The 14,553-nt window shown below is 41.6% G+C and carries 15 protein-coding genes and 1 other RNA gene; 13 read left to right on the top strand and 3 right to left on the bottom strand.

Annotated elements, in window-relative coordinates:
* The first annotated feature begins 1 nt into the window (after position 1).
* The 3 genes from lepB (at position 2) to A5877_RS00095 (ending at position 2,653) form a co-directional block, all read left to right on the top strand.
* Positions 2 to 481, top strand: coding sequence for a signal peptidase I (gene lepB / locus A5877_RS00085; protein WP_086316108.1), 480 nt, complete (start codon positions 2 to 4; stop codon positions 479 to 481).
* A 121-nt stretch (positions 482 to 602) separates the two neighbouring features.
* Positions 603 to 1,454, top strand: a complete 852-nt coding sequence (locus A5877_RS00090) for a hypothetical protein (protein ID WP_244733624.1) — start codon at positions 603 to 605, stop codon at positions 1,452 to 1,454.
* A complete protein-coding gene (locus A5877_RS00095) occupies positions 1,454 to 2,653 on the top strand; it encodes a hypothetical protein (RefSeq protein ID WP_086316109.1) in 1,200 nt (399 codons plus the stop codon). The genes A5877_RS00090 and A5877_RS00095 overlap by 1 nt, the downstream gene beginning before the upstream one ends.
* A 75-nt stretch (positions 2,654 to 2,728) precedes the next feature.
* Here A5877_RS00095 and A5877_RS00100 read toward each other — a convergent pair whose 3' ends face one another.
* Together A5877_RS00100 and recU are read right to left on the bottom strand one after the other, a co-directional pair.
* Positions 2,729 to 5,050, bottom strand: a complete 2,322-nt coding sequence (locus A5877_RS00100) for a PBP1A family penicillin-binding protein (protein ID WP_369596781.1) — start codon at positions 5,048 to 5,050, stop codon at positions 2,729 to 2,731.
* A gap of 1 nt (position 5,051) precedes the next feature.
* On the bottom strand, positions 5,052 to 5,678 hold the full coding sequence (gene recU, locus A5877_RS00105; protein WP_015509744.1) for a Holliday junction resolvase RecU: 627 nt from the start codon (positions 5,676 to 5,678) through the stop codon (positions 5,052 to 5,054).
* A gap of 70 nt (positions 5,679 to 5,748) precedes the next feature.
* Here recU and A5877_RS00110 point away from each other — a divergent pair, with 70 nt between their 5' ends.
* The 8 genes from A5877_RS00110 (at position 5,749) to A5877_RS00145 (ending at position 11,407) form a co-directional block, all read left to right on the top strand.
* Positions 5,749 to 6,294 carry a DUF1273 domain-containing protein gene (locus A5877_RS00110; protein ID WP_005226143.1) on the top strand — a complete coding sequence of 182 codons (546 nt, stop codon included), beginning with the start codon at positions 5,749 to 5,751 and terminating at the stop codon, positions 6,292 to 6,294.
* A 71-nt stretch (positions 6,295 to 6,365) separates the two neighbouring features.
* Complete coding sequence (gene gpsB, locus A5877_RS00115) at positions 6,366 to 6,776, top strand: cell division regulator GpsB (protein WP_005226142.1); 411 nt, start codon at positions 6,366 to 6,368, stop codon at positions 6,774 to 6,776.
* Positions 6,777 to 6,800: 24 nt separating this feature from the next.
* Positions 6,801 to 7,166, top strand: an RNA gene (gene rnpB, locus A5877_RS00120) — RNase P RNA component class B.
* A 66-nt stretch (positions 7,167 to 7,232) separates the two neighbouring features.
* Positions 7,233 to 8,396 (top strand): class I SAM-dependent RNA methyltransferase, encoded by a 1,164-nt coding sequence (locus tag A5877_RS00125; protein ID WP_010748389.1) that lies wholly within the window; start codon positions 7,233 to 7,235, stop codon positions 8,394 to 8,396.
* Positions 8,393 to 9,907 carry a carboxypeptidase M32 gene (locus A5877_RS00130; RefSeq protein WP_086316111.1) on the top strand — a complete coding sequence of 505 codons (1,515 nt, stop codon included), beginning with the start codon at positions 8,393 to 8,395 and terminating at the stop codon, positions 9,905 to 9,907. Before A5877_RS00125 ends, A5877_RS00130 begins: the two co-directional genes overlap by 4 nt.
* Positions 9,908 to 10,053: 146 nt before the next feature.
* The gene (locus A5877_RS00135; RefSeq protein ID WP_005226139.1) at positions 10,054 to 10,713 is read left to right on the top strand and encodes an HD domain-containing protein; all 660 of its coding nucleotides are present in this window, start codon (positions 10,054 to 10,056) and stop codon (positions 10,711 to 10,713) included.
* An 83-nt stretch (positions 10,714 to 10,796) separates the two neighbouring features.
* The gene (locus A5877_RS00140; RefSeq protein ID WP_005226138.1) at positions 10,797 to 11,177 is read left to right on the top strand and encodes a hypothetical protein; all 381 of its coding nucleotides are present in this window, start codon (positions 10,797 to 10,799) and stop codon (positions 11,175 to 11,177) included.
* On the top strand, positions 11,174 to 11,407 hold the full coding sequence (locus tag A5877_RS00145) for a hypothetical protein (RefSeq protein ID WP_010748385.1): 234 nt from the start codon (positions 11,174 to 11,176) through the stop codon (positions 11,405 to 11,407). Before A5877_RS00140 ends, A5877_RS00145 begins: the two co-directional genes overlap by 4 nt.
* Positions 11,408 to 11,563: 156 nt before the next feature.
* Here A5877_RS00145 and A5877_RS00150 read toward each other — a convergent pair whose 3' ends face one another.
* Positions 11,564 to 11,890, bottom strand: coding sequence for a hypothetical protein (locus A5877_RS00150; protein ID WP_005226136.1), 327 nt, complete (start codon positions 11,888 to 11,890; stop codon positions 11,564 to 11,566).
* 93 nt (positions 11,891 to 11,983) lie between these two features.
* Here A5877_RS00150 and A5877_RS00155 point away from each other — a divergent pair, with 93 nt between their 5' ends.
* Together A5877_RS00155 and A5877_RS00160 are read left to right on the top strand one after the other, a co-directional pair.
* Positions 11,984 to 13,147 (top strand): VanZ family protein, encoded by a 1,164-nt coding sequence (locus tag A5877_RS00155; protein ID WP_015509738.1) that lies wholly within the window; start codon positions 11,984 to 11,986, stop codon positions 13,145 to 13,147.
* Positions 13,148 to 13,205: 58 nt separating this feature from the next.
* The gene (locus tag A5877_RS00160; protein WP_005226134.1) at positions 13,206 to 14,552 is read left to right on the top strand and encodes a DEAD/DEAH box helicase; all 1,347 of its coding nucleotides are present in this window, start codon (positions 13,206 to 13,208) and stop codon (positions 14,550 to 14,552) included.
* Position 14,553: the final 1 nt, after the last annotated feature.

The following is a 14,553-nucleotide window of genomic DNA, read 5'->3' on the forward strand; positions in this document are numbered from 1 at the left end:
TATGAGTAAAAGGCATAGACAAATAGGTCTTCCTATCAGCGGTATCTTTTTGGTGGTCCTTTTGCTTATTGTGTTTCTTCAGCCGTATCGACTGGCGTTAGTCAGAGGAACGTCCATGCTGCCGACGATCGAGGATCGACAAGTTGTGCTGATTCATAAAAAGCGCCAGCCAAATCGCTATCAGCTGATCGCTTTCGAACAGGAAGGAAAATTTTTGATCAAGAGAGTGATTGGTGTGCCGGGGGATTCATTCGTTCGTACACAGGAGCGTTTGTTGATTGGGGCGGAGGATAATGGTTTTGATTTTTCATTTATGATCACTGTGAAGGATGAAGCCGTTGAGGCGTTGCCGATTCGGGGGTACCTCAAAGAAGATGAGTACTTTGTCATTGGCGATGCACTGCTCACTTCAAGTGATAGTAGAGAATTTGGAATCATTTCAAGTAAAACCTTTTATGGTGTGGTGACCACGTTCTTCTGACACATCAGCTTTTTGAAAGGAAGTTTGCGATGATTCATTTCTTGCAACATATCAACAAGACTAAGTTTGTATCAAAATAGATGAATAAAACGAATTTTAGTTTTGATGGAAGGAAGAGACTGTGATTTTTATCTATATTGGGATGATACTGCTTGCCATTGGAGCAGGTAGTATCATCGGTTGGCGATTGTATCGAGAATATTTATTAAGAAAAGTTGAAAAGCAGCTGTCGTCAGATGCTTTAGCCAAAAGGAAACTGCGTTTATTTAAGCACAACCTGCGCAGTGGGCACCTGCTAATTGTATTGGGCTGCAGTAGTGCCATAATCGTAAGTGTCTTGCTACTAACAGTTTTTCAGCTGACAGGCGGCATTCATGTGCAAAAGCTGCAAGAAGAAACCAGTCAATTAAAAGAGGAAGTCTTCGCGCTTAGAACTGAGCAAACGGAATGGATGCTTATGCCGATTTTTGCATATCCTGAGAACGGCTTTTCTTTTGAAGCGATTGATTGGGAGCATTTACTCGTATCCAATGATCGTGAAGCACAATTTGCAGCTGAATATGAGTTGGCCTATCAGTTATCACCATATCTAGGTCGCACCGTAGCAATGATTCTTGTTGATCAGCCTTTGCAAGAAATCTCAATTGTTCTATCTAGCAAATTACCATCAATTGATGACTTAAACGGATGGGAAGAGAATTTTTCTCGTCTACTCCATGATATGCAGAACGTTCTCCTGATCACCCAAGGAACCTTCTCTGTCCAATTTTCCAAGGATTCTGATCAGTCCTTTGAGCAGACGATCATTCGTGACGAGAATGGGGTCTGGACCCTTTTAGAACGCAGCTTTCCAAACACTGACGCTCAAGAAGTAGCTAATAACGAGGGGAGCGAAAGCATATCCTCTACTCCTCGAACGGATCAAAGTGAAACGATCAATACAAATGAACAAAAAGGCAGTGTGAAAAATTAATGATGAAAAAGAAAAACAAAGGTTTGTTTTCTGTCCAAAAGCTAATGGATGAAGTAAATCAATTATCCATAGAAGAGCTGAATGAATTTGAGGAGACAAATCAAGAAGAGGGAATCATTGAGGATCAAGGTTCCGCAAAGGCTACGCCTGAAAAAAAAGAGAAAGGAACCAATCGACAAGCGGACAATGAACCCGCTAAAACCCAGAAAGAAACAGCGAAACCTGTCGCACAGACTTTAGCAAAACCGATTTCTCAGCAAAGAGTGTCTGTTGATCAACAGACAGATCAAAGTGTCAAAAAGATAGCAGTGCAGCAAAAATCCTCTGGGAACCGTGATAACCACGCCAAGGATAGTCAACTCGTTGAAGACAAAGGAGAACGTATGGAGAAAGAATTGAGTATAAACCAGACACATAAGCAAGAGTCAGAAGAACAAGAAAAGGATCATATGATTGAAAATTTATCTTTTGAAATTAAAGAATTGATTTTAGAAAATGAGCAACTACAGGAAGAAAAAAAACAGTTAAAAAAACAGCAGAAGGTAGTGGCTCAACAAGAAGCAGAGGCAAAAGAATTAAAAGCTTCGCTAGTAGAAGCGAATAAGAAAGTCAAAGACCTAGAAGAACAGCTTACAAAAGTAGATACAGAAAAACTTGAAGCAAAGATCCAGCAATTAGAAGCTAAGTTAGCTGTTCAGCAAGAAAAAGAGCAAAAAGAGAAACAAAATTACGAAAAGGAACGCGCTGAATGGACGTTGAAGCGGCAAGAAATCCAGCAGTTGCAAGAAGTAATTGCTGATTTGAAACAGCAATTGGCAGAAAAAGAAGAGCTTGCAGCAAAAGTTTCAGCTAGCGAATCAAATGAAGAAGTCGCAGAGCTTCAGGCGAAGATCGAAGCACTAAGGGAAGAAAATGCAACCCTACAAATCGAAAACGAGCAGTTCCAAACAGAAATCAGTGAGGTTTTAGTCTTTGCTAGAAGAAAAGCAAATCGCACGATTCAAGAAGCGAAGATCGAATCTGAACGAATGATCCGTACGACAGAAATGCGAATCGATGGCATTCATGATCGTGCCAAGGAGATTCTTTTTGAAGTGAACGAGACAAAAGAAAATGTGATTCATTTGTTTGACGATCTGCATAATCAAGTTTATCAGCTTTCAGATAAAAAATTGCTTTTTGAAGAGCTTGAAAAGTAAGCTTCTACATTTATATGGTCGTTAGTAAAAAAACAGTAGATCAAAATCTGATCTACTGTTTTTCACTATTCTCAGTTATTCGGAGTTACCATCATTTGGTTCTGGTGGATCCGGCGGTGAGGAAGGATTTTCTTCACTGCTGGAAGGCGTTGTTGAGCCAGGATCCTGACTAGAAGCAGGAGGTGTAACGACCGAAGATGAATCATCCTCATCAGGTGTTGTCACTGGGGGTGTCACTTCGCTTGATGATTCTGTTGTACTTGATGGTGTTGCTTCACTACTTTCTGTAGAAGGTGTCGTCGGTTCAACGTACGAACTACTGCTGGACGAACTTGGTGCTGAATAGCTTGGCTGCGTGTATGTCCCTTCAAGATAAAGCTCTCTTCCGATCCGTGTCAGTCCATCTGGCATTGTCCAGTCCGTGTTTTCTACAGAAGCAGAAACATAGCGCATCAATTCACGATAGACATCTGAAGCCACATGGGTACTGCTATCAGTGATCGGTGTCATTTTGTCGTTGTATCCGGTCCATACCGCCAATGAATAGGAGGGAGTATAGCCGGCAAAAGTAATATCCGGATAAGCACCGTTTGATGTATCCAGTTGTGCTAGCTGGTCATCGGTGTAATTGGAAGTTCCCGTTTTCCCTGCTTGGTATAACCCATCGATTTGCGCATTGGTCCCAGTACCGACAGAAATAACATCTTTCAAAATATCGGTCACCATATAAGCCGTCGTATCATCCATTGCTTCTTGACCATCAACTTTAAAGGATTCTTCATCTTCGGTCCCATCTTGCATGACGATTTTGTTGACGTACTGAGGTTCATAATAGGTTCCACCGTTTGAAAAAGCAGCATAAGCAGCGGCCATTTTCAGGCTGGAGATCCCATATTTTGTGCCATCTAATTTATCCGTATTGCTAGAAATCGCATTAGATTGAGTAATCGTGTGGTATTCGATACCCAACCCGCTAAGAAAGTCGGCGATATTATCCGCGCCAACTTCATCAAACAATTTCACTGCTGGTACATTTCTGGATTCTGCTAAAGCAGTTCGAAGCGTGATATTGCCCATATATTGGCGATCCCAGTTGTACACAGGAATATCGGTTCCTTTATAAGTATAAGGTTCATCTAAAATCATTCTACCGGTAGAGTCTTGTAGAAATTGGAAGGCAGGGCCGTAGTCTGTGATCGGTTTAACGGTCGATCCAAAGTCCCGAGCGACGTTGACAGCCAGGTTGTTTGCTAGAACGTCATCAACGTTGCGGGCACCAATTTGAGCCGTGACTTTGCCCGTATTGACATCAACTAAAGTAGCGGCAACCTGCATCTTATCGTCTGGATAATTAACATAATCATCGCTGTTGACGATGTCATATAACCGTTTTTGCGCATCGATATCGACATTGGTGTAAATATCTAAGCCATCGGTATAAACATCTTTGCCGGTTTTTTCTTTGACTTCTGCGATCACTTCGTTGAAGTAATTATCAAAGTACTTCCACTCTTGGTTTTCTCGCGGGTTTTCTTGCAATCCTTCTTGAATATCTTCGGCAACGGCCGCATCATATTCCGCTTGCGTGATTTTCTCGTTTTCAAGCATTGCGCCTAAAACCACATCTCGACGACTTTTCGCATTATCCGGATGAGCGAAAGGATCAAACGCAGAAGGGGCATTTGGTAAACCCGCAATCAAAGCGGTTTGCGCTAGGTCTAGTTCAGCCAAAGGTTTGCCGTAAAACTTCATAGCAGCTGTTTGCATTCCATAAACCCCGTTGGACATATATACCTTATTAATATAGTAAGTCAAAATTTCCTGCTTTGATTTGGTTTGTTCAAGCCGAACCGCCATCCAAGCTTCTTGTGCTTTTCTTCGTAACGTTTGATCTTCGGCGCTGGTAGAAAAGAAGGACAGCTTGATCAATTGCTGAGTCAACGTACTTCCGCCTTGCATACCGCCGGTTGTGGCATTGGATAATGCAGAACCAACGATTCGGATCGGGTCGACCCCGATATGCTGATAGAACCGACGATCTTCGACAGAGACGATCGCATCTTCCAGCAGTTGGGGAATCTCACTTGCGGTGATTTTTTCTCTCGTTTCACTTCCGAATTCAGTGATCAATTCGCCATTTGACGCATAGAAACGAGAAGAAACCGTTGAATCCAAACGTGTTTCATCAAGTGCAGGCGCATCTTTGGCATACCACCAGAATAGCCCCATCCCGGATAGAATCCCGATACAGCCTAAGAAAAACAGCCCCATAAATACTTTTAAAAGAATACTCCCAATGCTTCGTTTGCCTTTTGCCTTAGGAGACTTTGGTGCTTTTTTAGCTGTACCTTTTTTAGAATCATGCCGAGAGGTCCTCGATTGTGATCCATTTGCCATACTAATCATTCTCCTTCATCGTTAAAAATTGATCAACTGCTTTTAAATAGGGAATACGCGGCGCAATTGAAGGGATGATTTCAATCCCATTCGTTTCAATATAGGCCAGTGTCATTGATTTTTTTCCCGTTTCTTTTTGCAGGTGCCATTGAGAAACTAAGCACTTGCTATCGAGAAAAAAGCAGCGTTGTAGACTAGAAAACCATAAAAGAACAAAACATAAACCCGCTTGTTCCAAACAGTCTTCCATATGCTTGATTTGGTGTGGATGAAAATTTTTAAAGGGAAATGACGTTTTGTTTTGAGTCTCTTTCGCTTCAAAGTCGATATATTGCCCTTGATAAACCCCATTGTAATCAGTGGTGGATGCCTCACGGAAATAGGCTTCTTTGATTACGGCGGCGCTTCTTCTTGGATAATCTACTTTCACGATTTGAATTGGTGTCGGTTTCTTATGAATGACAGCAAGTTTCCGATTCAAATAATAAAGGTTGCTTTCATTGATCGCTTCTTCAAAACGCATCCCACGATTGGCATACGTTTTTGGCTTTATTAGTTTCTCTTGCATTTTTTGTTTTTTGCCGTCATCATAGGTAGTAGATTGTCCATTCGGGTAACGAATAACCATGTTGTTCACACTCCTAGGCAACATTATACCAAAAAGTCGTTTGGAAAGAAAAGAGATGACCAGAGAAACAATGAAAACCTTATACTTTACTGGCTATCGTAATTATGAATTAGGTGTCTTTCAAGCAAAAGATCCCAAGATTGCAGTTATTAAGAAAGTAATAATGTCGACTTTGACCAATTATGTCGAAGAAGGATTAGAATGGCTCTTGATCAGCGGGAATCTTGGAGCGGAGCTGTGGTGTGCCGAAGCCGTTGAACAATTAAAACAGACATACCCAGAACTGAAACTAGGAATTATTTTTCCATTTGAAGGGTTTGGTGAAAATTGGAACGAAACAAATCAGCAGGCACTGCAAACAGCGAAGTCATTTGCCGATTATGTCAATGCCACCAGCCATAAGCCTTACCAAGACCCCAGTCAATTAAGAAATCACACGGCATTTTTACTGGAGCATACCGAAGGCGCACTTGTGTTATATGATGACGAATTTCCAGGAAAACCTAATTATTTCTTAAGAGATGCCAAAGCTTATAGTGAGCAAAATCCCTACTTTATTCATCAAATAACAATGGATGACCTACAAAACGCAACATTTGATAGTAATTTACTTTGATTTTCGTATATTTTTTGATAGAATGGTCTAGAAAGTGAAAACCATTTGGAATAAACAATGAGGTGTAAATAATGGCAAATTTAATTTATAGTCCAAAAGATATTCTGCAACAAGAATTCAAAACAAAAATGCGCGGGTATGATCCAGTTGAAGTGGACGAGTTTTTAGATAATATCATTAAAGACTACGAAAGCTACAATAAAGAGATCTTAGCCCTGCAAGAAGAAAATGACCGTCTGACAGCGAAAATCGATCAATTGTCGAAAAACCAAGCGATCGCATCTCGTGTTCAACAAGAAGCGCCGAAAAGCCAAACCGTTACAAACTTTGATATTTTGAAACGTTTGTCTAATCTTGAAAAAGAAGTGTTTGGCAAAAAGCTTGATCGTGAATCAGAACCTGTCACTCGTTCTTCTTCCTACAACAGCAACTATACAAATGCTGATTTTGAAGATGACAACGAAAAAACCCGTCAATTCTAATCTATTTTAGAAAAGATAGTTGTGGTTTTCGGGTAATTGCGGCATAACTCGATTATGCTGAGGAAAGTCCATGCTCGCACAAGCTGAGATGCTTGTAGTGTTCGTGCCTAGCGAAACCATAAGCTAGGGTACTTGAGAAAGTAACGGCAGGAAAAATGGCTAAGGTGTAAGCTATGCCAAAGTATCCTTGAAAGTGCCACAGTGACGAAGCAAGGCGGGAAACCGTCTTGGTGGAACGCGGTAAACCCCTCGAGCGAGCAACCCAAACAATGGTAGGGGCACTTTTTGCACGGAAATGAACGGAGCAAGAAGGCAAGTAATTGCAGATAGATAATTACCCAGTGTTTTCTTCTCCCTGAGGAAAATACGGACAAAACATGGCTTATAGAAAATCACAACCTATCAGGGAATCCTTCCAGCAACGGAAGGTTTTTTTATACCAAGAAGGAGAGCGTTATGACTGAAAAAACATTTAATTGTATTGCCACCGCTGCGAGCGGTTTAGAAGCACTAGTGGGCAAAGAATTACGGGATTTAGGGATCGAGTGTGAGGTTGAAAACGGCCGAGCGCGTTTTAAAGGGACGATGGAGACCATTGCTACCGCGAACTTGTGGCTCCGTACAGCGGACCGTATCAAAATTGTCGTCGGGGAATTTGACGTATTGACTTTCGATCAGCTGTTTGAAGAAGTTAAAGCGTTACCGTGGGAAGACTTTTTACCTTTAGATGCTGAATTTCCGGTAGCTGGAAAATCAATCAAATCAAAATTGTATAGTGTACCTGATTGTCAAGCGATTACCAAAAAAGCAATCGTCAATCGCTTAAGAGAAGTATACCATCGTCCAGCAAGTGTGCCGCTGACTGAAACGGGCGCTTTTTTCCAATTAGAAGTCGCTTTATTGAAAGACCATGCGATGATCACCTTGGATACGACTGGCCCTAGTTTGTTTAAACGTGGCTATCGTTTAGAAAAAGGAGGCGCGCCGCTGAAAGAAAACATGGCTGCGGCTTTAGTGATGCTGACAAATTGGTACAAAGACAAGCCGTTTGTCGATCCCGTTTGTGGATCAGGCACGTTGTGCATTGAAGCAGCGTTGATCGGTCACAATATCGCCCCTGGCTTTAATCGGGAATTTGTTTGCGAAACGTGGGATTGGTTCCCAGCAGAAGTATTTGAAAAAGTACGGAAAGAAGCAGATGAAGCAGCAGATTATGATGTCGAATTAGATATTACCGGTTCGGATATCAATGGTCGAATGATTGAGATCGCCCGCAGAAATGCGGAAGAAATCGGTCTAGGAGATTCGATCACCTTCAAACAACAAGCCGTTAAAGACTTTAAAACAGAAAAAGAGTATGGTGTCGTTGTGGCTAACCCTCCTTATGGTGAACGCTTAGGAGAAGAAGCGTCCGTTCAGCGACTGTATCAGGAAATGGGCCAAGTGTTTCGGCCGCTAAAAACCTGGAGCAAGTACTTTTTGACCAGTGACTTGACTTTTGAGACCCATTACGGCGAAAAAGCGACAAAAAAACGCAAATTATACAACGGTGCGATTCGTACCGATCTCTTCCAATACTGGGGACAACGTCCGCCACGCAAAAAGGAGTCTGCTGAATGAAAGAACAAGAATTTCTGAAAGAATTAAAAGAAATCGATCTATTACAACAAGCAATGGGGATCTTAGGCTGGGATAATCAAACAGGGATGCCAGAAAAAGCCAGTGATTACCGTGCGGAAGTTGACAGCTATTTATATGGTCTATACTTTGACAAAAAAGTGGGGGAACCAATCCAAGAAGCGATCAGCTATTTCGGGAAACACCCAGATGAATTATCAGAAGTAGGGAAAGCTGCGTATCAATTAGTCAAAGAAGAATATGAATTGCAAAAAAATGTACCCAATGAGTTGGCGATGGCGGCTTCCGCAGCTACGTCAAAAGCACATACTGCTTGGCTCAAAGCCCGTAAAGAAAAAGATTTTTCTTTATTTAAAGACGCTCTTTCTGAAAACATTCGCTTGACGAAAGAATTGATTCCTTATTGGAAGAAAAATGAGCTGACGAACTATGACGTCTTGTTAAACCAATACGAGCCGAATATGACGGTTGAGATCTTGGATAACGTATTCTCACAAGTGAGAGACGGTATCATGGATATTCGTCGTCAATTGGCTGAAAAAGGAACAGCGCCAGACACTTCGATCCTTTCACGTGAGATGACCGAAGCGCAACAACGTAAATTTATCTCAAAAGTGATCGCCGACTTAGGCTATGACTTTTCTCGCGGCCGTTTGGATAATACGGTCCACCCATTCGCTACGGGGATCAACCACAATGATGTACGGTTGACCACACGCTGGAGCGAAACTGACTTTTCGATGGGACTGTTCGGTGTGATTCATGAAGCTGGTCACGGGATGTACGAGCAAAACATCGATGAGAAATACGAAGGCACGCCTGTTCATGAAGGGGCGTCCATGGGAATCCACGAATCCCAATCGCTGTTTAATGAAATCATTATCGGCAGCAACCGCAATTTCTGGGCAAAGCAATACCCATTTTTCCAAGAATGTGCGGAAGGCACGTTTGATGATGTGTCTTTTGACACTTTCTATGACTCCTTAAAGCACTCAAAAGCTAGCTTGATCCGTATTGAAGCTGATAGTCTGACATATGTCATTCATATTATTATTCGTTACGAGATCGAAAAAATGATCTTTAACGAAACCGTATCGATCGATGAACTGCCAAAAATCTGGAATGACAAATACGAGGAATATTTAGGGATTCGTCCAGAAAATGACTTGGAAGGGATCTTACAAGACGTTCATTGGTCAGGTTCAAGCTTCGGGTATTTCCCATCCTATGCTCTAGGATATATGTATGCAGCGCAATTACTCCACGCCATGGAAAAAGAAATTAATGTCGATGAAGTGTTGGCTTCGGATGATTATTCACCGATTCGTAAATGGCTGACTGAAAATATTCATCAATATGGCGCATCCAAGAAACCAAATGAATTGATTTTAGATGCAACGGATGAATTATTGAATCCTCAATATCTATTAGACTATTTACGCAAGATCTATTTTAGTGTCTATAAAATCAGCGAGACGCAAGATTTCGCTTAAAAGTAACGAGTGGAAAGAAGCTTCGCAAGACGTTGCCGCCCCAATTATTTCATGGGGTGCTCGTCTTGTTGAACTTCTTTTCCTTTTGTATCAATCACCATCGAAAAAAGAAGGCTAGCTGCTTTCATATCGAAAGAAGGAAAAAAATGAAGGAAGAATACAATGTTGCCGATCTTAGCAAAGTAATTGCTTATGCCGAAAGTATTCTGGGGAATGATTACACAGGACATGGGTTTGATCATGTCAAACGAGTGGCTGGGTTAAGTCAAGCCATCATTGATGCCGACGAATTGGCAGTTGATTGCTTTGTCGTACAGGCGGCAGCCTATCTCCATGATACGGTGGATGACAAAGTTGTGGCGGATGTCACAGCGGCGTCTAACGAAGTGCGAGCTTGTTTGACCACGGCGGGAGCCAGTGAAGCACAAACGAAAGAAATTTTTTCTATTATCGAGAATCTGTCTTTTTCAAAAGAACTTTTGCAAGGCGCGCAAGTTGTCTCAGTAGAAGGCCGCGTCGTTCGTGATGCAGATCGTCTCGATGCTTTAGGTGCGATCGGTATTTTACGGACGAGTTATTTTGGTGGCAGTCATCAACACCCGATCCATGTCAGTGACTTAGCCCCAAAGACGTTTCAAAATCATGAAGATTACCGAAAAGGGACGACGGTGATCAATCATTTTTATGAGAAACTATTTTTGCTTCCTGAAAAGATGACCACGGCGTATGGCAAAAAAGAAGCCCAACGACGTGTGGCTTTCATGAAGGATTTTTTAGAAGAATTCTATGCAGAATGGGATGTCTAACTTTGTTTAGAGTTTTTTAAACTAAAATTCGATTATTTCCTTTTTCCTCCTTTGTTCTTTATAATAGTAAGTACAAAGGAGGGATGGAAATGTACTACCAACAGGCATTACAACCGAATGAATTATTGCCAGCGATTTCCAATTCAGGAGAGTGCTTTTTTGTCATTCGGGCTGAGCTACCCATCCGGCAATATCAAATCGCAGTCTATCTTTACGACGATCAATTCTTTTTGTTGCAAGATGATCGCTTGTTTGATCAAATCGACCAAATCTCTAGTGAAACATTAGGGGATGAAGAAGAGATTTTACCATTTATCGAAGAAGCGCTGGAAGAAAACCATTATTTATTAGTGGAAAAAGCGTTTATTCGTTTAGATCTATCTACTTTACAAAAGATGACCGATCTTACTAGTTTCGATATCTTGTTTTATGAATTTTTTGACTCATGGGGGGAAGAAGGATGAAACGGACTGAATACGTAACGCTACAAGACCAAACATTGATCGACCTATTCCAGCAGTTAGGAGAGGATGTTTCGAATCTCGAGCTGATCGATGAAGAAAAGAATATCGATGTGGTGGTTGTGTCGAATAGTGATTGGCAATATTTATTGGAGCAAGTCAATGATGATGTGAAAGAGTCTTTTGCTGATACCTCAGAGACAGACCTGGATGAAGAACTAGCCGACGAATAAACCTTTTTTTAGTTGATAAACTGTTTTACTACGAAAGTGGCGGATGGATCTTTAGAAGGGGTCTAGCAATCAAGGCAGCTTACCAAAAAAATACGAAGCGATCTCATTTCCCGTCAAGAGGAGCAGGATCAATTCGTATTTCTAGGTAGGTTGCTTTTATTTTGTCCGCAGACGAACGTTTTTGACTTTTAAATAGCCGCGAATCAAGTTGACAATCAGTAAAAGAATGCCCACAATCAATGGAATCGCTAATAAGTAAGGCGAGTAAAGGTGGGTTGCTTGCACGTGTTCAAGAGATGTTTTTTCCACTTCATTGATGGCTTGTTGAATGACTTGTAAACTAAATCCTGTCAGAAAACCAGCAATGATGAAAAGGACGAAGCCTAAATAGGGAATATCGGAAGACCGGCGAAAAAGAGCAAAAGCTGCATATAAAACCAAAAGGAATGCCGGTACGCCAAAGGCAAAATAGGGATTTAACATGGTTTTTTAACCTCCTTTTCTTTTATGATACTCCAAAATTTACGTTTTGGGAAATAGCGTGTAAGATAAAAAGAAAACGTGAAGGAGTTCTTTATGTCCGCTTATATTACCCCAATAAAGGTTGCCTTGCTGGTTTTTCCTTTCCTAGCATTGGCGATATCAATGATTTTTTTTGTTATCCAATATCGAAAATACGGTCGTTTTATCTTGTCACGCGCACTGGTTCTGTATTCATTTGTCTTCTATTTATTGTGCGCCTATTTCTTAGTTATCCTACCATTGCCCTCGATCGAAGAGGTAGCGCAGATGACTGGTCCTAAGATGGAATTGCAGTTAGGGGCATCGTGGCAACATTTTGTCCAACAGACCGTCTTAAACATTCACGATCCGCAAACCTATCTTCCCGCTATGAAGCAGGGGGTCTTCCTTGAGCCACTCTTTAATTTATTGTTGACCTTACCATTTGGGGTCTATTTGCGTTATTACTTCAAATGTTCCTTTTTAAAAACACTCGTTATTACGTTTTGCCTGACGTTGTTTTTTGAATTAACGCAGTTGACGGGACTGTATTTTATTTATCCTCGTCCGTATCGCTTATTCGATGTCAATGATCTCTTTGTCAATACAGTTGGAGGGCTTGTGGGCTGGACGATCGCCCCACTTTTTACGTTCTTATTGCCATCAAGGGAAGAGATGGATGCCGATTCTTACGCCAAAGGCACTCGGGTGACTGTGACACGAAGGGTGTTTGCTTGGTTGATCGACTGGGGAATACTGAATGTGGTCAGTTTTATTGTGGTGATCGCTGTTCGTTTGCTCACTCAACAGACGGTACGGGACTTTAGTGGGGACTATTGGTACTTTGCTCTTGAAGTGTTGCTGTACTTTGTGTTGTTGGCTTACCTTGCCAAAGGACAAACGATTGGAAAAAAACTCGTACGAATCAAAATCATGCAAGAAGGCCGTGAGCGTGTCAGCTTGGGGGCTTTATTGAAACGCTATGGTTTGTTTTATCTGATTTATGCCAGCATCAGTCGGGTCAATATCTTTTTCGCACCGTTTCTTGAGTCCAACAATCTGCTGCTTTTAGTCGTTAGTTTGTTGATGGTAGTTATTTTTGGGTTGATCCAGTTTGGTTTTTACTTGAATCTCTTGTGGGCAGCAATAAAAAAAGAAAGCCGCTTTTTCTATGAACGCCGCAGTGCAACGTATACTATCAGTACGATCGATCCTCAATCGATTACAAAAGAAAGTTAGGAAAACAAGGCAACATATGCTATAATCCAAAGGATGCTAAAAGAAAGAAGGTGTTTGAATGTCTTTTGAGTCATTTAAATTTCAACCATTTATTTATGAAGCACTTGCTGATAAAAAGTTCTCTAAACCAACAGAAGTGCAAGAAAAACTGATACCTGTTATCCAAAAAGGACGCAGTGTTGTAGGGCAATCACAGACCGGAAGTGGTAAGACCCACACATTTTTACTGCCGTTGATGGATAAAATCGATGCCGAAAAAGATGAAGTGCAAGTAGTGATCACTGCACCGAGTCGTGAATTAGCCACGCAAATCTATCACGCCGCAAAACAAATCGGCGGATTTCATGATCCTGAAATTCGAGTGTCAAATTTCGTCGGAGGAACGGATAAGCAACGTCAATTAAGCCGTCTGCAAAATCAACAGCCCCATGTCGTGATTGGGACACCTGGTCGTATCTTGGATATGATCAACGAACAAGCGTTAGGGGTTCACACTGCCAATGTATTTGTCGTGGATGAAGCAGACATGACCTTGGATATGGGCTTTTTGGAAGAAGTCGATCAAATTGCGGGGCGTTTGCCTGAGAAACTACAAATGCTGGTTTTCTCCGCAACGATTCCAGAGAAATTGCGCCCATTCTTGAAAAAATACATGGCCAATCCATTGATCGAAGAAATCAAATCGAAAGCAGTCATCTCTGATACGATCGAGAATTGGTTGATTTCTACCAAAGGGAAAAATACCAATAAATTGATCTATCAATTATTGACTACAGGCCATCCCTATCTTGCCATCGTTTTTGCCAACACGAAGAGCCGTGTGGATGAAATTACGGATTACTTAAAGGAACAAGGCTTAAAAGTAGCGAAGATCCACGGCGACATCAGTCCTCGTGAAAGAAAACGGATCATGCGCCAAGTGCAAAATTTGGACTACCAATATGTTGTCGCAACAGATTTAGCTGCGCGAGGAATTGATATTGAAGGGGTTTCTCATGTCATCAATGCTGAGATTCCAGCTGATTTGGATTTCTTTATCCACCGTGTTGGTCGGACCGGTCGAAACCAAATGGATGGGACCGCGATCACTTTATATGATCCAAGCGATGAAGGGGCAATCCAAGCCATCGAAGATCTAGGGGTTGTTTTCCAACCGAAGGAAATCAAAAATGGCGAGATCGTTGCGACTTACGATCGGAATCGTCGGCAAAAGCGGGAAAAATCTCGTGACGAATTAGACCCAACCTTGATTGGCTTAGTCAAGAAAAAGAAGAAAAAAATCAAGCCTGGCTACAAGAAAAAAATTCAATGGGCTGTTGATAAGAAGAACAAAGAAAAACGGAAGATCGAACGTCGTCAAACGACTCGAACCGCCCGCAAAAACAAGAAAAATTCGAATAGCTAAT

Source organism: Enterococcus sp. 3C7_DIV0644 (assembly GCF_002141235.1).
Lineage (GTDB): Bacteria > Bacillota > Bacilli > Lactobacillales > Enterococcaceae > Enterococcus_D > Enterococcus_D entomosocium.